Annotated in this window: 22 protein-coding genes and 1 pseudogene; 17 read left to right on the top strand and 6 right to left on the bottom strand. The window is 70.1% G+C overall.

The window, feature by feature from the left end:
• From AB7U92_RS04145 to AB7U92_RS04135, 3 genes and pseudogenes are all read left to right on the top strand, one after another.
• Nucleotides 1–237, top strand: a pseudogene (locus AB7U92_RS04145) (LPS export ABC transporter ATP-binding protein); the annotation flags it as partial.
• 7 nt (nt 238–244) lie between these two features.
• A complete protein-coding gene (locus AB7U92_RS04140) occupies nt 245–1,786 on the top strand; it encodes an RNA polymerase factor sigma-54 (RefSeq protein ID WP_428574939.1) in 1,542 nt (513 codons plus the stop codon).
• A gap of 1 nt (nt 1,787) precedes the next feature.
• Nucleotides 1,788–3,038, top strand: coding sequence for a THUMP domain-containing class I SAM-dependent RNA methyltransferase (locus AB7U92_RS04135; protein WP_428574938.1), 1,251 nt, complete (start codon nt 1,788–1,790; stop codon nt 3,036–3,038).
• Here the strand turns inward: AB7U92_RS04135 and AB7U92_RS04130 are convergent.
• From AB7U92_RS04130 to AB7U92_RS04105, 6 genes are read right to left on the bottom strand one after another with little or no spacing between them, the layout of a single operon-like run.
• The gene (locus AB7U92_RS04130; protein ID WP_428574936.1) at nt 3,022–3,801 is read right to left on the bottom strand and encodes a DUF4399 domain-containing protein; all 780 of its coding nucleotides are present in this window, start codon (nt 3,799–3,801) and stop codon (nt 3,022–3,024) included. The genes AB7U92_RS04135 and AB7U92_RS04130 overlap by 17 nt on opposite strands.
• The gene (locus AB7U92_RS04125; protein ID WP_428574940.1) at nt 3,798–4,220 is read right to left on the bottom strand and encodes a YidB family protein; all 423 of its coding nucleotides are present in this window, start codon (nt 4,218–4,220) and stop codon (nt 3,798–3,800) included. Before AB7U92_RS04125 ends, AB7U92_RS04130 begins: the two co-directional genes overlap by 4 nt.
• A 37-nt stretch (nt 4,221–4,257) precedes the next feature.
• On the bottom strand, nt 4,258–5,427 hold the full coding sequence (locus AB7U92_RS04120) for an MFS transporter (RefSeq protein WP_428574935.1): 1,170 nt from the start codon (nt 5,425–5,427) through the stop codon (nt 4,258–4,260).
• Nucleotides 5,424–6,158, bottom strand: coding sequence for a 16S rRNA (uracil(1498)-N(3))-methyltransferase (locus tag AB7U92_RS04115; protein ID WP_428574934.1), 735 nt, complete (start codon nt 6,156–6,158; stop codon nt 5,424–5,426). The genes AB7U92_RS04120 and AB7U92_RS04115 overlap by 4 nt, the downstream gene beginning before the upstream one ends.
• Nucleotides 6,158–6,916 (bottom strand): 5'-methylthioadenosine/adenosylhomocysteine nucleosidase, encoded by a 759-nt coding sequence (locus AB7U92_RS04110; RefSeq protein ID WP_428574933.1) that lies wholly within the window; start codon nt 6,914–6,916, stop codon nt 6,158–6,160. Before AB7U92_RS04110 ends, AB7U92_RS04115 begins: the two co-directional genes overlap by 1 nt.
• A 42-nt stretch (nt 6,917–6,958) precedes the next feature.
• Nucleotides 6,959–8,629 (bottom strand): long-chain-fatty-acid--CoA ligase, encoded by a 1,671-nt coding sequence (locus AB7U92_RS04105; protein WP_428574932.1) that lies wholly within the window; start codon nt 8,627–8,629, stop codon nt 6,959–6,961.
• A gap of 190 nt (nt 8,630–8,819) precedes the next feature.
• Here AB7U92_RS04105 and AB7U92_RS04100 point away from each other — a divergent pair, with 190 nt between their 5' ends.
• From AB7U92_RS04100 to AB7U92_RS04035, 14 genes are all read left to right on the top strand, one after another.
• Nucleotides 8,820–9,572, top strand: a complete 753-nt coding sequence (locus AB7U92_RS04100; protein WP_428574931.1) for a FadR/GntR family transcriptional regulator — start codon at nt 8,820–8,822, stop codon at nt 9,570–9,572.
• On the top strand, nt 9,569–10,606 hold the full coding sequence (locus AB7U92_RS04095) for an L-idonate 5-dehydrogenase (RefSeq protein WP_428574930.1): 1,038 nt from the start codon (nt 9,569–9,571) through the stop codon (nt 10,604–10,606). Before AB7U92_RS04100 ends, AB7U92_RS04095 begins: the two co-directional genes overlap by 4 nt.
• Before the next feature lie 52 nt (nt 10,607–10,658).
• Nucleotides 10,659–11,630, top strand: a complete 972-nt coding sequence (locus AB7U92_RS04090) for a sialic acid TRAP transporter substrate-binding protein SiaP (protein WP_428574929.1) — start codon at nt 10,659–10,661, stop codon at nt 11,628–11,630.
• Nucleotides 11,631–11,744: 114 nt separating this feature from the next.
• Entirely contained in the window at nt 11,745–12,311 is a 567-nt protein-coding gene (locus AB7U92_RS04085) for a TRAP transporter small permease (protein WP_428574928.1), read from the top strand.
• A complete protein-coding gene (locus AB7U92_RS04080) occupies nt 12,311–13,705 on the top strand; it encodes a TRAP transporter large permease (RefSeq protein WP_428574927.1) in 1,395 nt (464 codons plus the stop codon). Before AB7U92_RS04085 ends, AB7U92_RS04080 begins: the two co-directional genes overlap by 1 nt.
• 26 nt (nt 13,706–13,731) lie before the next feature.
• Nucleotides 13,732–14,484 carry an SDR family oxidoreductase gene (locus AB7U92_RS04075; protein WP_428574925.1) on the top strand — a complete coding sequence of 251 codons (753 nt, stop codon included), beginning with the start codon at nt 13,732–13,734 and terminating at the stop codon, nt 14,482–14,484.
• Nucleotides 14,485–14,499: 15 nt separating this feature from the next.
• Nucleotides 14,500–15,366, top strand: coding sequence for a fumarylacetoacetate hydrolase family protein (locus tag AB7U92_RS04070; protein WP_428574924.1), 867 nt, complete (start codon nt 14,500–14,502; stop codon nt 15,364–15,366).
• A 4-nt stretch (nt 15,367–15,370) separates the two neighbouring features.
• Entirely contained in the window at nt 15,371–16,894 is a 1,524-nt protein-coding gene (locus tag AB7U92_RS04065) for a UxaA family hydrolase (protein WP_428574923.1), read from the top strand.
• 115 nt (nt 16,895–17,009) lie between these two features.
• Entirely contained in the window at nt 17,010–17,132 is a 123-nt protein-coding gene (locus AB7U92_RS04060; protein ID WP_428574922.1) for a hypothetical protein, read from the top strand.
• A 43-nt stretch (nt 17,133–17,175) separates the two neighbouring features.
• Entirely contained in the window at nt 17,176–17,643 is a 468-nt protein-coding gene (locus AB7U92_RS04055; RefSeq protein ID WP_428574921.1) for a CreA family protein, read from the top strand.
• 85 nt (nt 17,644–17,728) lie between these two features.
• Nucleotides 17,729–18,940, top strand: a complete 1,212-nt coding sequence (gene manD, locus AB7U92_RS04050; protein WP_428574920.1) for a D-mannonate dehydratase ManD — start codon at nt 17,729–17,731, stop codon at nt 18,938–18,940.
• Nucleotides 18,937–20,307: a mannitol dehydrogenase family protein gene (locus AB7U92_RS04045; protein WP_428574918.1), complete on the top strand. Its 1,371-nt coding sequence runs from the start codon at nt 18,937–18,939 to the stop codon at nt 20,305–20,307. Before manD ends, AB7U92_RS04045 begins: the two co-directional genes overlap by 4 nt.
• Entirely contained in the window at nt 20,304–21,350 is a 1,047-nt protein-coding gene (locus AB7U92_RS04040; RefSeq protein WP_428574917.1) for an Ldh family oxidoreductase, read from the top strand. Before AB7U92_RS04045 ends, AB7U92_RS04040 begins: the two co-directional genes overlap by 4 nt.
• A 94-nt stretch (nt 21,351–21,444) precedes the next feature.
• On the top strand, nt 21,445–21,969 hold a 525-nt coding region (locus AB7U92_RS04035), incomplete at its 3' end, for a sugar kinase (protein WP_428574916.1).

Here is a 21,969-nt window from a genome sequence, read left to right as displayed (position 1 = left end):
CCCTTCGCCGGCGTCGACCCGATCGCCGTGCTGGAGATCCAGCGCATCATCAGCTTCCTCAAGGCGCGCGGCATCGGCGTGCTGATCACCGACCACAACGTGCGCGAGACGCTGGGCATCTGCGATCGCGCCTACATCATCAGCGAGGGCGCCGTGCTGGCCGAAGGCACGCCCTCGGAGATCGTCGAGAACCCGGACGTGCGCAAGGTCTATCTCGGCGAACATTTCCGCATGTGAGCCGGCGATGAAACCGTCATTGCAAGTCCGGCTGTCGCAGCATCTGGCGCTGACGCCGCAATTGCAGCAGTCGATTCGGCTGCTGCAGCTGTCCACGCTCGAACTCCATCAGGAAGTCGAGCAGATGCTGGAGCAGAACCCCTTCCTTGAACCCGACGACGACGCCCCCTCGGCCTTCGAGCCGCTGGCCGAACGCACCAGCGCCGCCGAGCGGGCCGGCGAGCGCGAGACCGAGCGCGCCGCCGAATCCGGCAGCGAAGCGGGCGACGAGGCACCGGGGCTGGACAGCGCCGAGCTCGGCACCACCGAGCGCGACGACTGGGAGAACGGCACCGAGCGCGACGACTTCGACGGCATCGGCGAGATGCCGAGCAAGTCGGCGGCCCAGGGCGACAGCGACGAGTTCGAAGGCGCCGAGCGCGACGCTGCCGTGCCCACGCTGCAGGATCACCTGCGCGAGCAGCTGCGCGGCATGCGCCTGTCGGCCGAGGACGCAGCATCGGTCATGGTGCTGATCGAGTCGCTCGACGACGAGGGCTATCTCGCCGACCCGATCGAGGAAATCGCCGCGCGGCTGCTCGACGAGGAGGCCGACGACGAGGCGCGCGAGGACATGGTCGACCGGCTGCGCTGCGGCCTGCGCTTCCTGCAGAGCATGGAGCCCACCGGCGTGGGCGCTGCCAACCTGTCGGAGTGCCTGATCCTGCAGCTGCGCACCCTGCCGCGCAGCGAGGCGCAGATGGTGGCCATCATCATCTGCAAGAGCCACCTCGAACTGCTGGCCCGGCGCGACCTGAAGAAGCTGATGGCCGCCACCGGCGCCGACGAAGAGCTGCTCAAGCAGGCGCAGGCGCTGATCGTCGCCTGCGAGCCCAAGCCGGGGCGGCCATTCGCACGCGCCGAGGCCAACATCATCGTGCCCGACGTGATCGTGCAGAAGGCCGGCCGCGGCTGGAAGGTGGTGCTCAACCCCGACGTGATGCCGAAGTTGCGCATCAACGACCTGTATGCCAACGCCATCCGCCAGGGCCGCGGCAGCGGCGGCGCGGGCCTGAACGGCGCCGGCGCCGGGCTGAACGCGCGGCTGCAGGAAGCGCGCTGGTTCATGAAGAACATCCTGCAGCGCTTCGACACCATCCAGCGTGTCTCGCAGGCCATCGTCGAGCGGCAGAAGGCCTTCTTCACCCACGGCGAGATCGCGATGAAGCCACTGGTGCTGCGCGAGATCGCCGACGAGCTGGGCCTGCACGAGTCGACCATCTCGCGCGTGACGACGGCCAAGTACATGTCCACACCCTTCGGCACCTTCGAGCTGAAGTATTTCTTCGGCTCCTCGCTGAACACCGACGCCGGCGGCAACGCCTCGAGCACGGCGGTGCGCGCGCTGATCAAGCAGCTGGTGGCGGCCGAGGACGTGAACAAGCCGCTGTCGGACAGCCAGATCTCGCAGATGCTCGAGGAGCAGGGCATCCAGGTGGCGCGGCGCACGGTGGCCAAGTACCGCGAGGCGCTGAAGATCGCGCCGGCCAATCTTCGGAAAGCAATGTAGGGTGCCTCTGCCCCTGTTCCTGCCCTGCGCCGCCGGCGTCGAGGACTGGCTCGCCGAGGAAGTCGCGCGCGTGCTGCCGCAGGCGCAGGTGCGCACGCGCCGCGGCGGCGTGGCGCTCGAGGGCGATCCGCGCGAGGTGATGCTGCTCAACCTGGAGAGCCGCCTCGCCCAGCGCGTGCTGATCGAGGTGGCCGAGGGCCCCTACCGCGACGAGCAGGATCTCTACGCGCTGGCGCAGAGCGTCGACTGGCAGCAATGGCTCACGCCGCGGCAGACGCTGCGGGTGGACACCACCGCGCAGAAGAGCCCGCTGAAGAGCCTGAACTTCGCCGCGCTGCGCATCAAGGACGCGGTGTGCGACCAGCTGCGCGACGCCACCGGCGAGCGGCCCAGCGTCGACACGCGCCGCCCCGACCTGCCGATCGGTCTGCACGTCGGCGCCGAGCGCGCCGCGATCTACGTCGACAGCTCGGGCGAGCCGCTCTTCAAGCGAGGCTGGCGCGAGGACAAGGGCGATGCGCCGCTGAAGGAGACGCTGGCCGCCGCGATGCTCGCTGCGGCCGGCTGGCGCGGCACGGCGCAGGCCGGCGGCGCGCTGCACGACCCCTGCTGCGGCTCGGGCACCATCGCCATCGAGGCCGCGCAGATCGCCTGCGGCATCGCGCCGGGTCTCTCGCGCCGCTTCGCCTTCGAGCGCCAGCTGCCCTTCACCGGGCCGGACGAACGCACGCTGTGGCAGCAGCTCAGGGCGGAGGCGAAGGCGCGCATCCATCCCAGCGCGGTGCCCATCCATGCCAGCGACGTCTCGTTCCGCATGGTCGACTTCGCGCGCCGCAACGCCGAGCGCGCCGGCGTGGCCGCGGCGATCGAGTTCCACGGCGGCGATGCGCTGGAGCGCCCCGCGCCGGCGCTGCCCGAGGGCTTGCCTGGCACCATCATGCTCAACCCGCCCTATGGCGAACGCATCGAGGTGGGCGGCAAGGCGGCGCGGCCCTCGGCGCAGGACCGCGACACGCCGAGCGACTTCTTCGCCCGCCTCGCCTCGCACTGGAAGCAGGCCTACACGCGCCACGCCGCCGGCTGGACGGCCTGGGTGCTCAGCCCCGACATGAAGCTGCCCTCGGCGATGCGCCTGAAGGAAAGCCGGCGCATCCCGATGTGGAACGGGCCGATCGAGTGCCGGCTCTACCGCTTCGACCTGGTGGCCGGCTCGGCGCGCGCGACCAAGCCGAACCTCAGCGCGACACCTTGATCGCCACCGGCGCGCTGCTGGCCATCACCGCGCCGCCGGCGTTGGCCACCAGTTCCAGCTTCAGGGTGTAGTCGCCCGCCGGCGGCCGGAGCCAGGCCTCGGTGGCGCCGTTCGTGAACGCGATGCGTTCGGCCGCGCCGCTGCGCGGCTGCGCGACGAGGCGGAAGTGGCCCACGCCGGTGTCCGTGATCGCCGTGTGGCTGACGTTCAGCCCCGACGCATGGAACTGCATGCGGAACGGCGCCGCCACGAGTTCGCCGTCGCGCGGCGCGAGCAGTTCGACGCCGGACCGCGTCAGCGTCTTCGGATCGACCTTGTCGTTCTTCGCCGTGACGGTGATGGTCATCGGCTCGCTGTAGATGAAGTACGGGATGTGCTTGTGGTCGGCCAGCAGCAGGCGCAGCGTGTAGGTGCCGGGCGGGAAGTCGAGCACGGCTTCCATCTGGCCCTTGCCGAAGTGGCGATACTGGTCGTTGAAGGGCAGCGGCTTGGTGAAGTCCAGCGGCAGGTCGCGGTTGACCAGCAGGTGGTGGTGGCCGGTGTCGCGCACGTCCTTGGTGATCGCGGCCAGGCCCGAGCGCGACAGGCCGAACTTCAGGCGGAACGGCGTCTCGATGCGCGCGCCGTCCTGCAGGTTGGTGAAGTAGGTCTCGGGCTGCGGCAGCGGCGCCGGCAGCGTCACCCAGGGGTGCGCCGGCTCGGCCGCCGTGGCCGTGCCGAGCGCGAGTGCCAGCAGCCAGGCGGCAGGAGCGCCGCTCCTCATCGGCGCAGCAACTGGCCGAGCACCGCGCCGATGTCGAGCCCGCCTTGCGGCATCTCGCCGTTCGGCGTGATCTGGTCGACCACCTGCGGCAGCACCTGCGAGAGCGGGCCGAGCAGGTCGCTACCGTTCATGCCGGTGCTGCGCGACAGCTGGCCGAGCAGGTCGTCGCCGAGCACGTTGCCGAGCTGGTCGGGCGACACCGGCAGGTTCTGGCCGGTGCTCACCCAGGATCCCATCACGTCGCCCAGGCCGCCTTGCTGGAAGCGCGCCGCGAGGTCGGCCAGGCCGCCGCCTTGCCCCCCCTGGCCGGCGAGCATGCCGAGCACCGCCTGGATCAGTGCCGCCTGGCCGCCACCCTGGCCGCCCTGGCCGAGCGCGCCGATGACCGAATCGAGTAGACCCATGGAAACCTCCGTGATGCGTCGGGTTGCGGGACGCCGATTCTGGCCGAAGGCTTCAGGCCGCGGCCATCCCACGCCGGCGCAGCGCGAGCCAGCCGACCGCGGCGCCAGCGAGCAACACCGGCACGATGGAGCCGAGGTTCAGCCAGGTCCAGCCCTGCGTGGTGACCAGCGCGCCCGAGCCGAGCGCGGTCAGCGTCATCGTCGCCATCACCGTGCTGTCCATCGCCGCCTGCGCGGTGGTCTTCTCCTCCGGCCGGTAGGCCTCGGTGAGCAGCGTGGTGCCGCCGATGTAGAGGAAGTTCCAGCCCACGCCGAGGGTGAACAGCGCGACGAGGAACTGCATCAGGTCCACGCCCGACAGCGCCACCGCGATGCAGACCATGTTGAGCACCACGCCCGTGCCCATCACCGGCAGCACGCCGAAGCGGCGGATCAGCGAGCCGGTGAAGAAGCTCGGCACGAACATGCCCAGCACGTGCCACTCGAGCACCAGCGCCGCGCTGTCGAAGGGATGCGCACACTGCGACATCGCGATCGGCGTGGCGGCCATCAGCAGGTTCATCACGCCGTAGCCGAGCGCACAGCCGGCCACCGCGACGATGAACACCGGTTGCCGGGCGATCTCGCGCAGCGGACGGCCCGGATGGGTGGCGCTGGGCAGCGGCAGCGGCGGGAAGCGGATGAAGGAGACGGTCAGCAGCGCGAGCAGCGCCACGCCGACCAGCGCCGCATAGGCGCCTGCGAAGGCGACCGGCAGCGCGTCGCGCGTGGCGCTGGCGAGATTCGGGCCGACCACGGCGCCGAGAATGCCGCCGGCCAGCACCCAGGAGATGGCGCGCTCCTTGTAGGCCGGCGCCACCAGTTCGGTGGCGGCGAAGCGGTACAGCGCCGCGTTGGCGTTGTAGTAACCGGCGATCATCGTGGCCGCCACCAGCCACCAGAACTGGTGCGATGACGCCGCCCAGGCGCACAGCGCGGTCGAGCCCATCGCCACCAGCAGGCCGAGCTGGAAGGCGCGGCGGCGGCCGAAGCGCCGCTGGTGCTTCGCCACCAGCGGCGCGCACAGCGCCCCGCCGGCCACGTAGCCGGCCACCGGCAGCGTGGCCATCCAGGGTGCCGGCGCCAGCGCCAGGCCGACCAGGCCGTTGATGGCGATGAAGGTGACGTTGTTGGTGAGAAAGAGGCCCTGGCACAGCGCCAGCAGCAGGAGCCTGACGTTCATGCGAGTCCTTCGCTGGTGATCGCCAGGTGCGCCAGCAGCGCCAGCGGCGCGGTGTCGGCGCGCAGCGTTCGAGCGCCGAGCGACACCGGCGCGAAGCCGCAGCGGCGGGCGGCGTCTTCCTCGTCGTCGGCGAGCCCGCCTTCCGGGCCGCTGAGCGCAACCAGCGGCTGCGCCGTGCGCAACGCCGGCAGCGGCGTGGCATCGCGCAGGCTGAGCACCACGCGCAGCGCGCCACCGGGCTTGCCCAGCGCGGCCAGCCACTGCGGCAGCGCCATCACCGGCGCCACCGGCGGCACGCGCGTGCGCCCGCTCTGCTCGCAGGCGGCCACCGCCACGGCCTGCCAGTGCGCCACCTTCTTCTGCGCCCGATCGCCCGCCAGGCGCAGCACCGAGCGTTCGCACACCAGCGGCTGGATCGCCGCCACGCCGAGTTCGCAGGCCTTCTCGACCAGCGCATCCATGCGTTCGTTGGCAGGCATGCCGACGGCCAGCGTCACCGACAGCGGCAGCTCGCGCGAGACGTCGGCGAACGCACCCACCCGCACGCTCACCTCGCGCCGGCCCATGGCGGTGACCTGCGCGGCCCATTCGCCGCCGCGGCCGTCGAAGAGCGTCAGCGCGTCGCCGGGCTGCAGGCGCAGCACCTGCACGTGGCGCGCCGCGCCTTCGGGCAGATCGAGGCTCAGGCCTTCGCCCAACGGCACCGGCACATGCAGTCGCGGTGCGCCCATCAGTCCACCGCGCCGGACATCCAGGTGGTGAGGATCTCGCGCGTGTAGACGCTCGCCACGTCGGCGATGAAGCGGTTGAAGTCGACGTGGGCGCTGTCGTCGGCGCGGTCGGAGACGGTGCGGATCACCGCGAAGGGCCGGCCGAAATCGGCGCACACCTGCGCCAGCGCCGCGCCCTCCATCTCGACGGCCAGCGCATCGGGCAGCGCGGCGCGCAGCGCGTCGCTCTCTGAGGCGGTGGCGACGAAGCGGTCGCCGCTGACCACCAGGCCCTGGTGCAGCAGCGGGCTGTCGATGCCGAAATCGGCCAGGTGCGCCTCGCCGATGCGCTCGGTGGCATGCTGCAGGCAATGCAGCGCGGCCGCCGCCAGCGCGTCGCTGAGGTCGGGGTCGGTGGGAAAGCGCGAGCGGCCGGTCAGCGGCACCTCGTAGCGCGGGAACAGCGGCGAGGCGTCCATGTCGTGCTGCAGCAGCTCGCGCGCCACCACCACGTCGCCCACCCGCACGCCGGTGCCCAGGCCGCCGGCCGCACCGGTGAAGACGATGCGCTGCACGGCGACCTCCTGCAGCAGCAGCGTGGCGGTGGTGGCGGCAGCCACCTTGCCGATGCCCGACAGCGTCATCACCACCGGCTGGCCTTCCATGGTGCCGATGTGGAAGGTGCGGCCGGCGAAGGTGGCGCTCTGGTGCTTGTCGAGGGCGGGAAGCAGCGCCCGCAACTCCTGGTGCATGGCGCTGACGATGGCGATACGGCTCATGCGCTCAGTCTCGCACGAGTCGCGCGACTCACTGTTCCCCGGTCACTTGCCTCGCAGCTCCCGGCGCAGGATCTTGCCCACCGGCGTCTTCGGCAGCTCGGTGCGGAACTCCACCACCTTGGGCCGCTTGTAGCCGGTGAGGTTGGCCTCGCAGTAGGCGCGCACGTCGGCCTCGGTCACGGCCGGGTTCTTCTTGACGATCACCAGCTTGACGGCCTCGCCCGCCTTCTCGTCCGGAATGCCGACCGCCGCGCACTCGAGGATGCCGTCCATCTGCGTGACCACGTCTTCCACCTCGTTCGGGTAGACGTTGAAGCCGCTGACCAGGATCATGTCCTTCTTGCGGTCGACGATGCGGAAGAAGCCGCGCTCGTCGACCATGCCGATGTCGCCGGTGCGGAAGAAGCCGTCGGCGGTCATCACCTTGGCGGTCTCGTCGGGGCGCTGCCAGTAGCCGGCCATCACCTGCGGGCCCTTGATGGCGATCTCTCCGGCCTGGCCGGGGCCGACTTCGCGGCCATCGTCGTCGAGCAGGGTCAGCTCGGTGTTGGGCATGGGCAGGCCGATGTTGCCGCTGAAGGCGGTGCTGTCCACCGGATTGCAGGTGGCCGAGGGCGAAGTTTCCGACAGGCCGTAGCCCTCGACGATCGGGCAGCCGGTCTTCTCCAGCCACAGCTTGGCGGTGGCGCTCTGCACCGCCATGCCGCCGCCCACCGAGATCACCAGGCTGCTCCAGTCCACCGTGTTGAAGTCGGGGTGGTTGGCCATCGCGTTGAACAGCGTGTTCACCGCCGGGAAGCTGTGGAACTTCTCGCGCGCGAGGTCCTTGAACATCGCCGGCAGGTCGCGCGGGTTGGCGATCAGGATGTTGCAGCCGCCCATGCGCATGGACAGCATCATGTTCGTGTTGAAGCCGAAGATGTGATACAGCGGCAGCGCGCAGACGGTGAAGATCTGCTCGCCCTTGGGGATCTTCTTCAGCGCCGGCTGGTACCAGGCCTCGGCCTGCAGGATGTTGGCCACCAGGTTGCGATGCAGCAGCACCGCGCCCTTGCTCACCCCGGTGGTGCCGCCGGTGTACTGCAGCACGGCGATGTCGTCCGGGCCGACCTGGGACGGTGTGTAGGTCTTGCCGGCGCCCTGCGAGAGCGCGTCGTTGAAGCGCACGGCGCCGGGCAGCTCGAAGGCCGGCACCATCTTCTTCACCTTGCGCACCACGTAGTTGACGATCAGCGACTTCGGGAAGCCGAGCATGTCGCCGAGCGCGGTGAGGATCACCTTCTTGGTCGGCACCGCGCTCATCACCTGCTGAAGCACGTGGGCGAAGTTCTCGACGATGATGATCGCCTTGGCGCCCGAGTCCTTCAGCTGATGCTCCAGCTCGCGCGGCGTGTACAACGGGTTGACGTTGACCACCACGTAACCGGCGCGCAGCACGGCGGCCACCGCCACCGGGTACTGCGGGATGTTGGGCAGCATGATGGCGACGCGGTCGCCCTTGGCCAGGCCGAGCGACTGCAGGTAGGCGGCCATCGCGCGCGAGGCCTGGTCGACCTGCGCGAAGCTGATCGCCTTGCCCATGAACTTGTAGGCGGGCAGCGAGGCGTACTTCTTCAGACTCTCTTCGAGCAGCGCCACCAGCGAGGGGTACTGCGCGACGTCGATGTTCGCCGGCACACCCGCGGGGTACTGCTTCAGCCAGGTCTTTTCCATTGGTTCCTCTCCTTGGACCGGCGTCGATTCTCTCCGACCGGCCTCGGCCACCCCCTCAGGTGTTTCGATAGCGATGGCGTCGCGATGGCGACCCGGGTAATCCCGGCGTTGAGCCGTCTCGCGGCTGCGCCTATCCTCGCGCAATTGGTCAGACCACTTGACCGCATTCCCACCCCTCCCGGCCGCCTTCATGCCGCTGCAGCCCCTGTCCCCGCAACGCCTGTACCGCCAGATCGCCGATCAGCTGCGCGCGCTGATCGAGCGCGGCGAGTTTCCGCCGGGCACGCGGCTGCCGCCTGAGCGCGACCTGGCCGTGCAGCTCGGCGTCTCGCGCCCGTCGGTGCGCGAGGCGCTGATCGCGCTGGAGGTCGAAGGCCGCGTCGAAGTGCGCATGGGCTCGGGCATCTACGTGCGCGAGAGCAGCACGCGCGCCGCGACCGTGCACGAGGCCGAGAGCCCGCTGGAGACCATCCGCGCCCGCGCGCTGATCGAGGGCGAGCTCGCCGCGCAGGCGGCGCAGCGCATGAAGCGCGCGCAGGTCGGCGGCCTGCGCGAAGCCATCGCGCTGATGGTGCAGGAGTCCGCCGCCGGCCAGACGCCCACGCAGGGCGACCGCCTGTTCCACACCCGCATCGCCGAGGCGAGCGAGAACTCGGTGCTGCTGCGCGTGGTCAGCGAGCTCTTCGACGAGCGCCACAACCCGCTGTTCGAGCAGCTCGGCAGCCACTTCGAGAACGCGCGCAGCTGGGCCATCGCGATCGAGGAGCACAAGGCCGTGGTCGACGCCATCGCCCGCCAGGATGCGGCTGCGGCACGCGAAGCGATGGTGCGGCACCTGGCCAACTCGCACGAGCGATTCATGGCCAGCTGGCCGGCCGAGGCCGAGGCGCCCGCCAGGGCGCCGGGCAAGCCGGCCGCGAGGGAGAGAAAGGTCACCGCATGACGACCACCACCGTGGCCTGCCGCATCCACGCCGCGCACGACCTGCGGCTCGAGCATGTGGCCCTGCCCGAGCTGGGCCCGCACGACGTGCAGATGAAGCTCGGCGCCGGCGGCATCTGCGGCTCCGACCTGCACTACTTCGGCCACGGTCGCGTCGGCGCCTTCGTGATCCGCGAGCCGCTGGTGCCGGGGCACGAGGCCTCGGGGATCGTCGAGCGCGTGGGCAGCGCGGTCACGCGCGTGAAGCCGGGCGACCGGGTGGCGGTGAACCCCTCGCACGCCTGCGGCCGCTGCGACTACTGCCTGGGCGGGCGCTTCAACCTGTGCCGGAAGATGTTCTTCCTCGGCAGCGCCAGCGTCTTCCCGCATGCGCAGGGTCTGTTCCGCCAGCAGTTCGTGCTCGGCGAGGCGCAGCTCACGCCGGTGCCCGAGGACATCTCGCTGGGCGAGATCGCCTGCGCCGAGCCGCTGTCGATCGGCCTGCACGCGGTGCACCGCGCCGGCACCTTGCTGGGCAAGACGGCGCTGGTCACCGGTGGCGGCACGATCGGCTGCATGAGCGTGATCTCCGCGCGTCTGGCCGGCGCGGCCGAGGTGATCGTCTGCGACATCGCCGAGCGGCCGCTGGCGATCGCGCGGCAGGTTGGCGCCGACCGGACGATCCGCAGTGACCAGGCAGACGCCGCCACGCTGGCCGACATCGCCGACATCGCCATCGAGGCCGCAGGCAGCCCCGCCGCGCTGGCCACCTGCCTCGCGGCCACGCGCCGCGGCGGGCGCATCGTGCAGGTCGGCACGCTGCCGGCCGAAGGCGTGCACTTCCCGGCCAACACCATCATGGCCCGCGAGCTCGACTACGTCGGCGCCTTCCGCGCCGCGCACGCCTTCGACTGGGCGGTGCAGGCGCTGCGCACGCGCCGCGTCGACGTGCGGCCGCTGCTGAGCGCGCAACTGCCGATCTCGCGCGCGCTCGAAGCCTTCGAACTCGCCGCCGACCGCAGCCGCAGCACCAAGGTGCAACTGGTCGGCGACTGACCGCCAGCGCCGCCCCACCACCCACCCATTCCAACGAGAGGAGACAGCCGACATGAAGCACATCCTGAAGGGCTTGATCGCCACGATGGCCTTCGCCGCCGCCACCGGCGCGCTCGCGCAGGCGCGCCAGCTCAAGTGGGCGCACGTCTACGAGACCAGCGAGCCTTATCACACCGAATCGGTGTGGGCCGCCGAGGAGATCAAGAAGCGCAGCAACGGCAAGTTCGACATCAAGGTCTTCCCGGCCTCGTCGCTGGGCAAGGAGACCGACATCAACCAGGGCATGACGCTGGGCACGGTGGACATGATCATCAGCGGCACCTCGTTCGCGGCGCGCAGCTACCCGCGCCTGGGCATCGCCTACTACCCGTTCATCTTCCGTGACGGCGAGCACTTGCTGGCCTACGCGAAGAGCGACGTGTTCAAGGAGATGGTCGAGGGCTACCGCGCCAAGACCGGCATCCAGATCACCGCCTACACCTACTACGGCGCGCGCCATACCACCAGCCAGAAGCCGTTCACCGACTGCGCCGGCATGAAGGGCCTGAAGATCCGCGTGCCCGACGTGCCCGCCTACCGCGCCACGCCGGAGGCGTGCGGCGCCAACCCGACGCCGATCGCCTTCGCCGAGGTCTACCTGGCGCTGCAGAACGGCACGGTGGACGCGCAGGAGAACCCGCTGACCACCATCGAGGCGAAGAAGTTCTACGAGGTGCAGAAGCACATCATGCTGACCGGCCACATCGTCGACGGCCTGACCACGCAGATCGCACCGCACGTGTGGAACACGCTGAGCGATGCCGAGAAGACGATGTTCACCGAGGTCACGCAGCAGGCCGCCGCACGGGCCAGCGCGATGATCAAGAAGCGCGAGTCGGAGCTCGTCGACGAGTTCAAGAAGAAGGGCCTGGGCGTGCACCAGATCAACCGCCAGAGCTTCGTCGACGCGGTGGTGAAGAACAAGCCGGTCGAGTCGCTCGGCTACGACAAGAAGGACTACGACCGCATCGTGTCGATCAAGTGACCCACCCCCGTAGCGCCTTCGGCGCTCCCCCTCGAGGGGGCGCCGCCGGCGGACCGGCGGAGCCGGATCCGCGGCGGCCGCTCGATACGCACTGCCCGCTCCAGCGGAGTCTCGATGAACAGCATTGACGAAGGTCCCAAGGTGATGGGGGACGACGGCGAGTTCCACGCCCAGGACGAAGCCGTCGACCTCTCCGGCACCAGCTTCGAGGCCTGGGTGGCGCTGGCGATCTTCTGGGCCCTGGGCGGCGTCGTCTTCTACCAGTTCGTCACGCGCTACGTGCTCAACGACTCGGCCTCCTGGACCGAGGAGATCGCGCGCTACCTGCTGATCGGCACGGTCTTCGTCGGCGCTGCCATCGGCGTGGCGAAGAACAACCACATCCAGGTCGACCTGCTCTATCGCTGGCTGCCCGCCCCCCTCGGCCGCGCGATGGCGCTGAGCGTCGACGTGATCCGTATCGCCTTCTTCGCCACCATGGTGGTGCTCACGGTGCAGCTGATGATGAAGATGGACAGCTACCAGATGACCATCATCGACCTGCCGATGAACATCGTCTACGGCGTCTGCCTGTTCGGCTTCGCGATGATGGCCGTGCGCTCGGTCTGGGTGATGAAGGTGCACGTGCAGCGCGGCTACAGCGTGCTGGAACGGCCCGAGACGACCATGGACGATCGCTGATGCTCAAGTTCATCTTCCTGTTCCTGATGGCCGGCGGCGTGCCGGTGGCCATCGCGATGGCCGGGGCATCGCTGATCTACATCCTGGCCAGCGGCACGATGCCGCCGTTCGCGGTGGTGCACCGCATGATCGGCGGCATCGACAGCTTCCCGCTGCTCGCCGTGCCCTTCTTCATCCTCGCCGGCAACCTGATGAACAACGCCGGCATCACCAACCGCATCTACAACTTCGCGCTGGCGCTGGTCGGCTGGCTCAAGGGCGGCCTGGGGCACGTCAACGTGGTCGGCTCGGTGATCTTCGCGGGCATGAGCGGCACGGCCATCGCCGACGCGGCGGGCCTGGGCACCATCGAGATCAAGGCGATGAAGGACCATGGCTACGCCACCGAGTTCGCGGTCGGCGTGACCGCCGCCTCGGCCACGCTGGGCCCCATCATCCCGCCCTCGCTGCCCTTCGTGATCTACGCGATGATGGCCAACGTGTCGGTGGGCGCGCTGTTCCTCGCCGGCATCCTGCCCGGCGTGCTGATGGGCCTGCTGATGATGGCGACGGTGGCCTACTTCGCGCACAAGCACGGCTGGGGCGGCGACATCAAGTTCTCCGGCTCGCGCTTCGGCAAGGCGATGATCGAGACCGCGGTGGTGGCCGGCTGGCCGCTGGCGGTCTACGGGATTGTGCAGGCCGGCGCGCAGCCGCAGCTCACGGTGATCGTCGCGCTGGTGCTGCTGTTCGCGGCCGACCGCATGTTCAAGTTCCAGGCCGTGCTGCCCATCATGACGCCGGTGCTGCTGATCGGCGGCATGACCACCGGCATCTTCACCCCCACCGAAGGCGCCATCGCCGCCTGCGTGTGGGCGATGGTGCTGGGCCTCGCCTGGTACCGCACGCTGTCGTGGAAGATGTTCGTGAAGGTCTGCCTCGACACGGTGGAGACCACCGCGACGGTGATGTTCATCGTCGCCGCCGCCTCGATCTTCGGCTGGATGCTCACCGCCACCGGCGTCACCGCGCAGATCGCCGAATGGGTGCTGGCCGTCACCAAGGAACCCTGGCTGTTCCTGCTGATGGCCAACCTGCTGATGCTGTTCGTCGGCTGCTTCCTGGAGCCGACCGCGGCGATCACCATTCTCGTGCCCATCCTGCTGCCGATCGCGCGGCAGCTCGGCATCGACCCGGTGCACTTCGGCCTGGTGATGGTGCTCAACCTGATGATCGGCCTGCTGCACCCGCCGATGGGCATGGTGCTGTTCGTGCTCGCGCGGGTGGCCAAGCTCAGCGTCGAGCGCACGACGATGGCCATCCTGCCGTGGCTGCTGCCGCTGCTGGGCAGCCTGATCCTGCTGACCTACGTGCCGGCCATCTCGATGTGGCTGCCGCGCACGATGGGCCTGTGACCCACTTTCATCCGGAGACTGACGACATGACCCAGCGACTGGCCGGCAAGACGGCCTTCGTCACCGCGGCCGGCCAGGGCATCGGCCGCGCCATCGCCGAGGCCTTCGCCCGCGAGGGCGCGCGCGTGATCGCCACCGATCTCAACGAGGCGCTGCTCGCCTCGCTGGCATCGCCCTCGATCACCACGCGCCGGCTCGACGTGCTCGACCCGGCCGCGATCGCGGCCGCCGCGAACGACGCCGGTGCGGTGAACGTGCTGGTCAACGCCGCCGGCTTCGTGCACGCCGGCTCGGTGCTCGAATGCAGCGAGGAAGACTGGAGCTTCGCCTTCGACCTCAACGTGCGCTCGCAATTCCGCACCATCAAGGCCTTCGTCCCGGGCATGCTCGCCGGCGGTGGCGGCTCGATCATCAACGTGGCGTCGGTCGCCGGCAGCATCAAGGGCGCGCCGAACCGCTTCGTCTACGGCAGCACCAAGGCGGCGGTGATCGGGTTGACCAAGGCGGTGGCGGCCGACTTCATCACCCGGGGCATCCGCTGCAACGCCATCTGCCCCGGCACGGTGGAGTCGCCGAGCCTGCGCGATCGCATCGCGGCGCAGGCCAAGGCGAGCGGGCAGACGCTGGAGCAGGTCGAGGCCGCGTTCATTGCCCGGCAACCGATGGGGCGGCTCGGGCGGGTCGAGGAGATTGCGGCGCTGGCCGTGTATCTTGCGAGCGACGAATCTTCCTTCACCACCGGCACCACGCAAGTCATCGACGGCGGCTGGTCCAACTAACCTTCGAATCGAACCATGAAGCTGATGCGATACGGCGCGAAAGGCGCCGAGAAACCCGCCCTCGTCGACGCCGAGGGCCGCGTGCGAGACCTCTCCGGCGAACTGGTCGACATCACCGCCGCGACGCTCACGCCCAAGGGCCTGGACCGGCTGCGCGCGCTCGACCCGACCTCGTTGCCCATCGTCGAGAACCCCGGCCGCATCGCGCCGCCGTGGAGCGGCTGCGAGAAGTTCCTCTGCATCGGCCTGAACTATGCGGACCATGCGGCGGAGTCGAACCTGCCGACCCCGAAAGAGCCCATCCTCTTCATGAAGCCGATCAGCGCGCGAGTCGGGCCGAACGACCCGGTGGTGCTGCCGCAGGGTTCGGTGAAGACCGATTGGGAGGTCGAGCTCGGCGTGGTGATCGGCAGCAAGGCGCGCTACGTGTCGGAGGCCGAGGCGCTGAACCACGTCGCCGGCTACTGCGTGATCAACGACGTGTCCGAGCGCGAGTACCAGATCGAGCGCGGCGGCACCTGGGACAAGGGCAAGGGCTGCGACACCTTCGGCCCGGTCGGCCCCTGGCTGGTGACGGCCGACGAGGTGGGCGACCCGCAGAACCTGTCGATGTTCCTCGAGGTCAACGGCCACCGCTGGCAGAACGGCAGCACGAAGACGATGATCTTCGGCGTGGCGCAGCTGGTCAGCTACGTCAGCCGCTTCATGACGCTGTACCCCGGCGACCTGATCAGCACCGGCACGCCGCCCGGCGTGGGCATGGGCGTGAAGCCCAACCCGGTGTACCTGAAGGCAGGAGACACCATCCGCCTGGGCATCGAGAAGCTGGGCGAGCAGAACCAGAAGGTCTACGCCTGGGATCCGGCGATCATCGACGGGTGAGTTCGTGAGCGTCTTCATCCGCATCCACCCGGCCGACGATGTCGTCATCGCCAAGGTGCAGCTCGTCGGTGGCACGCGGCTGGAGGGCGAAGGCGTCACCGTGACCGGGCTCATCCCGCCCGGCCACAAGGTGGCCGTGAAGCCGATCCGCGCCGGGCAGCCGGTGCGGCGCTACAACCAGATCATCGGCACCGCCAAGCTCGACATCGCGCCCGGCCAGCACGTGCACACGCACAACCTGGAGTTCGCCAGCTTCGCGCGCGACTATGCGGTGGGCGTCGGGACGCAGCCGACGGCGTACGTGGCCGAGCCGGCCACCTTCATGGGCATCGTGCGCCCGGATGGCCGCGTGGCCACGCGGAACTACCTCGGGGTGCTGACCTCGGTGAACTGCTCGGCCACGGCGGCGCGGGCGATCGCCGACCACTTCCGCCGCGACATCAACCCGAAGGCGCTGGAAGCCTTCCCGAACGTCGACGGCGTGGTCGCGTTGACCCACGGTGCCGGCTGCGCCACCGCCAGCGACGGCGAGCCGCTGCAGATCCTGCGCCGCACGCTGGGCGGCTACGCACGCCACGCCAACTTCGCCGGCGTGCTGATGGTCGGCCTGGGCTGCGAGACCAACCAGATCGACGGCCTGCTCGAACAGGAAGGCCTGCACGAAGGCGCGCACCTGCAGACCTTCAGCATTCAGGACAGCGGCGGCACGAAGAAGACGGTGGCCAAGGGCATCGAGCTGGTCGAGTGGATGCTGGAGGAGGCCAACCGCGTGCGGCGCCAGCCGGTGCCGGCGAGCCACATCACGGTCGGCCTGCAGTGCGGCGGCTCCGACGGCTACTCGGGCATCAGCGCCAACCCGGCGCTGGGTGCGGCGGTGGACCGCCTGGTGCGCCATGGCGGCACCGCGATCCTGTCCGAGTCGCCCGAGGTCTACGGCGGCGAGCACCTGCTGACGCGGCGCGCCGTGAGCCAGGCGGTGGCCGAAAAGCTGATCGCCCGCCTGAAGTGGTGGGAGGACTACACCGCCCGCAACGGCGGCGAGATGGACAACAACCCCTCGGCCGGCAACAAGGCCGGCGGGCTGACCACCATCCTCGAGAAGAGCCTGGGCGCCATCGCCAAGAGCGGCACCACCAACCTCGTCGAGGTCTACGAGTACGCCCAGGCGGTCACGGCCAAGGGGCTGGTCTTCATGGACACGCCGGGCTACGACCCGGTCTCGGCCACCGGCCAGGTGGCCGGCGGGGCGAACCTGATCTGCTTCACCACCGGCCGCGGCTCGGCCTACGGCTGCGCCCCCTCGCCCTCGCTGAAGCTCAGCACCAACACGGCGCTGTGGCTGAAGCAGGAAGACGACATCGACATCAACTGCGGCGAGGTGGTCGACGGCACGGCCAGCATCGACGAGCTCGGCGAGCGCATCTTCCGCTTGATGCTGGAGACGGCCTCGGGCCGCAAGACCAAGAGCGAGCTGCATGGCTACGGCCAGAACGAGTTCGTGCCCTGGCAGCTCGGCGCGGTGATGTGAACTCCGGCCGGTCAACTGGCACGATCCTCGCTCGTTGAGGGTCAACCGAGACCCGCAGGAGCGGTTCGGGCACCGGCAGCCCCAATTCGGGCCGCCGGGACCGACCGGAATTCGCATGACTGACAAGAATCGTCACCGCCCGACGCCCGTTCCCAAGGGCCAGATGCCCAACTGGGCGCTGGTGCTGTGTCTGGCCAGCGGCTTCGCGCTGGTCGCGCTGGCGCGCAGCATCGTCTGACGACGCCTGCGCTACGCTCGGCCCCGTCTTCACGGAGGCCGACATGAACAAGCCCCTTGCCGCGCTGGCGCTCTGCGCCGGCGCCACCCTCGTCCACGCCGAAGAGATCGGCGAGGTCGACACCGTCTTCAAGCTGATCGGCCCCGACCACAAGATTGTCGTCGATGCGTACGACGACCCCGGGGTCAGCGGCGTCACCTGCTACGTCTCGCGCGCCAAGACCGGCGGCATCAAGGGCGGTCTGGGCCTGGCCGAAGACAAGGCCGAGGCCTCGATCGCCTGCCGGCAGACCGGCCCCATCTCCTTCCCGAAGCCGCTGCGCCAGCAGGAGGAGATGTTCAGCGAACGCATCTCGCTGGTCTTCAAGAAGCTCCGCGTGGTGCGCATGGTCGACAAGACGCGCAACACCCTGGTCTACCTGACCTACTCCGACCGGGTCATCGAAGGCTCGCCGCAGAACAGCGTCACCGCCGTGCCGGTGGACCGCGCCACGCCGATCCCGCTGCGCTGATTTCCCCCGGTACCCAGGTAAACGCGGATGCCTGCGGGGTGGCGGCTCGCCAGAATTGGCCTGACCACTTGACCACCCTCCTCCGATGAAGATCACCGCCGCGCGTGTCATCGTCTGCTGCCCCGGGCGCAACTTCGTCACCCTGAAGATCGAGACCGACCAGGGCCTCACCGGCATCGGCGACGCCACGCTCAACGGCCGCGAGCTGGCGGTGGCCAGCTACCTGACGGACCACGTCATCCCCTGCCTGGTCGGGCGCGACGCGCACCAGATCGAGGACATCTGGCAGTACCTCTACCGCGGCGCCTACTGGCGGCGCGGGCCGGTGACGATGAGCGCGATCGCCGCCGTCGACACCGCGCTGTGGGACCTCAAGGCCAAGGCCGCCGGCCTGCCGCTGTACCAGTTGCTTGGCGGCGCCAGCCGCACCGGCGTGATGGTCTACGGCCATGCCAACGGCCGCGACATCGCCCAGACCGTCGAGGAGGTGCTGCGCTACAAGGAACAGGGCTACAAGGCGATCCGCGCGCAGAGCGGCGTGCCCGGGCTGGAGAAGGTGTACGGCGTCGGCCGCGGCACGATGTTCTACGAGCCGGCCGATGCCGACCTGCCGAGCGAACACGACTGGTCGACCGAGAAGTACCTGCGCCACACGCCGCAGCTGTTCGACGCGGTGCGCAGTGCCGTCGGCCCCGACATCCACCTGCTGCACGACGTGCACCACCGCCTCACGCCGATCGAGGCGGCGCGGCTGGGCAAGGACCTGGAGCCCTACCGCCTGTTCTGGATGGAAGACGCCACGCCGGCCGAGAACCAGGAGGCCTTCCGGCTGATCCGCCAGCACACCACCACGCCGCTGGCGGTGGGCGAGGTCTTCAACACCGTGTGGGACTGCAAGGACCTGATCCAGAACCAGCTGATCGACTACATCCGCACGACCGTCGTGCATGCCGGCGGCATCACCCACCTGCGGCGCATCGCCGACCTCGCCGCGCTCTACCAGGTGCGCACCGGCAGCCACGGCGCCACCGACCTCTCGCCGGTGTGCATGGGCGCGGCCCTGCACTTCGACCTGTGGGTGCCCAACTTCGGCATCCAGGAGTACATGCGCCACACCGACGAGACCGACGCGGTGTTCCCGCATGCGTACACCTTCAAGGACGGCTTCCTGCACCCGGGCGAGGCGCCGGGCCATGGCGTGGAGATCGACGAGGCGCTGGCGGCGAAGTACCCCTACCAGCGCGCCTACCTGCCGGTGAACCGGCAGCAGCACGACGGCACGCTGTGGCATTGGTGAGTGCCCTGCTCGACAAGGCCGGCCTCGAAGCCGGCATCGTGCACCTGGGGCTGGGCGCGTTCGCGCGCGCCCACCTGATCCCGGCCACCGAGGCGGCGATGGCCGCCACCGGCGAGCGCCACTGGGGCGTGCTCGGCGTCTCGCTGCGCCATGCGGACGTGCGCGATGCACTGGCGCCGCAGGGCTTCGACTACACCCTCTCGCTGCGCGATGCCGACGAGGAGGGCTGGCCGCGCGAGAGGCGCGAGACGCTGCGTTCGCTGCTGAGCGTGCTCGTCGCGCCCGAAGACCCACGCGCGGTGCTGGAGGCGATCGCCGCGCCGGCCACGTGCGTCGTCAGCCTGACTGTCACCGAGAAGGGCTACCACCACGAGCCGGCCACCGGCGCGCTGCGCCGCGACGACCCCGGCATCGTGCACGACCTCGCGCACCCCGGGGCGCCGCGCACCACGCTCGGCTTCCTGGTGCACGGCCTGGCGCTGCGGCGCGCACGCGGGCTCGGGCCGCTGACGCTGCTGTCGTGCGACAACCTGCCGAGCAACGGCCGCACGCTGCGCGGCCTGGTGCTCGCCTTCGCAGGCGAGGTCGATGCGGCGCTGGCCGACTGGATCGCGCGCGACTGCCGCTTCCCGAGCTCGATGGTCGATCGAATCGTGCCGCGTAACGACGACCTCGGCGTCGTGACGGCCGAGCCCTTCTTCGACTGGGCGATCGAAGACGACTTCGCCGCAGGGTGCCCCGACTGGACGGTCTACGGCGCGCGTTTCGTGGCCGATGCCGCACCCTACGAGCACCTCAAGCTGCGCATGGTCAACGGCAGCCATTCCGCCGTCGCCTACCTCGGCGTGATGGCCGGCTGGCCGACAGTGGACCTTGCCATCCGCGAGCCTGCGCTGCGTGGCTTCGTCGAGGCGCTGATGCGCGAGGAGATTGAGCCGACGCTGGCCGGCCGCGTGGAGGCCGACCTCCGCGCCTACCGCGCACGCCTGATCGAGCGCTTCGCCAATCCGGCCCTGGCCCACCGCACGCTGCAGATCGCGATGGACGGCTCGCAGAAGATCCCGCAGCGCTGGCTGGGCACGGTGCGCGACCGGCTCGCGGCCGGCGCCTCGATCGACCGGCTCGCGCTGGCGGTGGCCGCCTGGCTGCACTTCCTGCGCGGCGTGGACGAGGCCGGGCAGCGCTACACCATCGACGACCCACTGGCTGGCGCGCTGGCGGCGCTGGGCGACGACGCGCCGGCGCTGTGCGGCTTCGCGCCGGTGTTCGGCGATCTCGGGCTCGAGCCGCGCTTCGTGGCGCCGGTCGCGAAGGCGCTGGTGGCCCTGCGCACGAATGGCGTGCGCGCCGTGCTGGAGAGCGCATGAGCCACGGCGAACTGCGCATCGCCGCCGCGCCGCTCACCGCCTGGGCGGTCGACTGCCTGCAACGCTCGCGCGTGCCCGAGGCCGACGCCCGCTGCCTCGCCGAGAGCCTGGTGCAGACCAGCCTGTGGGGCATCGATTCGCACGGCATCGCGCGGCTGACGCACTACCTCAACCGCCTCGCGCACGGCTCGATCAACCCGGCGCCGGCGATCTCGGTCACGCGAAGCGGCAACGCCACCGCGCAAGTGGCGGGTGACCGCGGCCTGGGCATCGTGGTCGCTCACCGGGCCAACGCCGTCGCGATGGAGATCGCGCGCGAGCACGGCATCGGCGCCGTGGGCGTGACGGACTCTTCCCACTGCGGCGCGGTGGGCCTGTACAGCCGCGCGGCCGCGCGCGAGGGCCTGATCGGCTTCGCCTTCACGCACTCCGACAAGATCGCCGCGCCGCACGGCGGGCACCGGCCCTTCCTCGGCACCAATCCGATCTCGATGGCCTTTCCCCGTGAAGGCAGCGAGCCGGTGTGCCTGGACATGGCCACCACCTCGATTCCGTGGAACCGGGTGATGAACGCACGCCGCGAAGGTGCGCCGATCGCGCCCGGCGTGGCGATCGACCAGGACGGCCACGACACCACCGACGCGCAGACCGCCCATGCGCTGCGCCCGCTCGGCGGTCTGGAGTACGGCCACAAGGGCTACGGCCTGGCGCTGGCCGTCGAACTGCTGTGCGGGCCGCTGCACGGCAACCCCTGGGGGCCGCTGATCGGGCCGATGTACGCCGAGCTGGAGCGGCCGCGCCACCTCGGCGCCTTTTTCGTCGTGCTCGACCCGATGCGCTTCGTCGGCGGCGCGGCGTTTGCCGCGACGGTCGAGAGCATCGCCCGTACGCTGGCCGCCGAGCCGGGTGCGCCCAGGATGCCCGGCGACCCGGAGCTCGAAGCCCAGGCGCGCCGCCGCGTCCAGGGCATCCCGATCGAGCCCGGACTCGCCATGGAGATGCGCTCGTGGAGCGCACGGCTCGGTGTAGCCTTTCCCGCATGAACGCCATCACGCGGGCCGAGCGCCGGGCCGCTCCCAAGCCGGCCCGCATCCCCTCGGGGGATCGGCCTACGTACCCGTCGGACGAGGGGCCGACGTGAATCTCGACGTCATCACTTTCGGCGAGACCATGGTGTGCTTCGCGGCCGATGAAGTCGGATCGCTGGAGCAGGCCGGCACCTTCACCAAGATCGTCGCCGGGGCCGAATCCAACGTTGCCGTCGGCCTGGCGCGGCTCGGCCTGAAGGTGGCCTGGCTGAGCCGGCTGGGCGACGACTCGTTCGGGCGCTACATCCGCGCCTCGCTGGAGGCCGAAGGCGTGGACTGCCGCAGCGTCATCGTCGAAGCTTCGCAGCGTACCGGCTTCATGCTCAAGTCGCGTGCACCGGACGGCGCCGATCCGGTGGTCGAGTACCACCGCCGCGGCTCGGCGGCGAGCATGCTGTCGCTGGCCGATTTCGACGAGGCGCGCTTCCTCGCCGCGCGCCACCTGCACGTCACCGGCATCACGCCGGCACTGTCGGCGAACTGCGCGGCGCTGGTCGAGCATGCGATGCGCTTCATGCGCGCGGCCGGCCGCACGGTGTCGTTCGACCCCAACCTGCGCCCGCGCCTGTGGCCG

Origin of the sequence: Piscinibacter sp., assembly GCF_050175855.1 — a bacterium.
In the GTDB taxonomy this organism is placed as follows: domain Bacteria; phylum Pseudomonadota; class Gammaproteobacteria; order Burkholderiales; family Burkholderiaceae_C; genus Piscinibacter.
This window is presented reverse-complemented; position numbering and strand designations above follow the sequence as displayed.

What these genes read in the sequence shown, in the direction of transcription:
- AB7U92_RS04120 (WP_428574935.1), bottom strand. Translation starts at nt 5,427, where the DNA reads ATGAACGTCAGGCTCCTGCTGCTGGCGCTGTGCCAGGGCCTCTTTCTC.
- AB7U92_RS04080 (WP_428574927.1), top strand. Translation starts at nt 12,311, where the DNA reads ATGCTCAAGTTCATCTTCCTGTTCCTGATGGCCGGCGGCGTGCCGGTG.
- AB7U92_RS04040 (WP_428574917.1), top strand. Translation starts at nt 20,304, where the DNA reads ATGAGCCACGGCGAACTGCGCATCGCCGCCGCGCCGCTCACCGCCTGG.
- AB7U92_RS04085 (WP_428574928.1), top strand. Translation starts at nt 11,745, where the DNA reads ATGAACAGCATTGACGAAGGTCCCAAGGTGATGGGGGACGACGGCGAG.
- AB7U92_RS04070 (WP_428574924.1), top strand. Translation starts at nt 14,500, where the DNA reads ATGAAGCTGATGCGATACGGCGCGAAAGGCGCCGAGAAACCCGCCCTC.
- AB7U92_RS04090 (WP_428574929.1), top strand. Translation starts at nt 10,659, where the DNA reads ATGAAGCACATCCTGAAGGGCTTGATCGCCACGATGGCCTTCGCCGCC.
- AB7U92_RS04110 (WP_428574933.1), bottom strand. Translation starts at nt 6,916, where the DNA reads ATGAGCCGTATCGCCATCGTCAGCGCCATGCACCAGGAGTTGCGGGCG.
- AB7U92_RS04095 (WP_428574930.1), top strand. Translation starts at nt 9,569, where the DNA reads ATGACGACCACCACCGTGGCCTGCCGCATCCACGCCGCGCACGACCTG.
- AB7U92_RS04105 (WP_428574932.1), bottom strand. Translation starts at nt 8,629, where the DNA reads ATGGAAAAGACCTGGCTGAAGCAGTACCCCGCGGGTGTGCCGGCGAAC.
- AB7U92_RS04060 (WP_428574922.1), top strand. Translation starts at nt 17,010, where the DNA reads ATGACTGACAAGAATCGTCACCGCCCGACGCCCGTTCCCAAGGGCCAG.
- AB7U92_RS04075 (WP_428574925.1), top strand. Translation starts at nt 13,732, where the DNA reads ATGACCCAGCGACTGGCCGGCAAGACGGCCTTCGTCACCGCGGCCGGC.
- AB7U92_RS04130 (WP_428574936.1), bottom strand. Translation starts at nt 3,801, where the DNA reads ATGAGGAGCGGCGCTCCTGCCGCCTGGCTGCTGGCACTCGCGCTCGGC.
- AB7U92_RS04055 (WP_428574921.1), top strand. Translation starts at nt 17,176, where the DNA reads ATGAACAAGCCCCTTGCCGCGCTGGCGCTCTGCGCCGGCGCCACCCTC.
- manD (WP_428574920.1), top strand. Translation starts at nt 17,729, where the DNA reads ATGAAGATCACCGCCGCGCGTGTCATCGTCTGCTGCCCCGGGCGCAAC.
- AB7U92_RS04100 (WP_428574931.1), top strand. Translation starts at nt 8,820, where the DNA reads ATGCCGCTGCAGCCCCTGTCCCCGCAACGCCTGTACCGCCAGATCGCC.
- AB7U92_RS04140 (WP_428574939.1), top strand. Translation starts at nt 245, where the DNA reads ATGAAACCGTCATTGCAAGTCCGGCTGTCGCAGCATCTGGCGCTGACG.
- AB7U92_RS04115 (WP_428574934.1), bottom strand. Translation starts at nt 6,158, where the DNA reads ATGGGCGCACCGCGACTGCATGTGCCGGTGCCGTTGGGCGAAGGCCTG.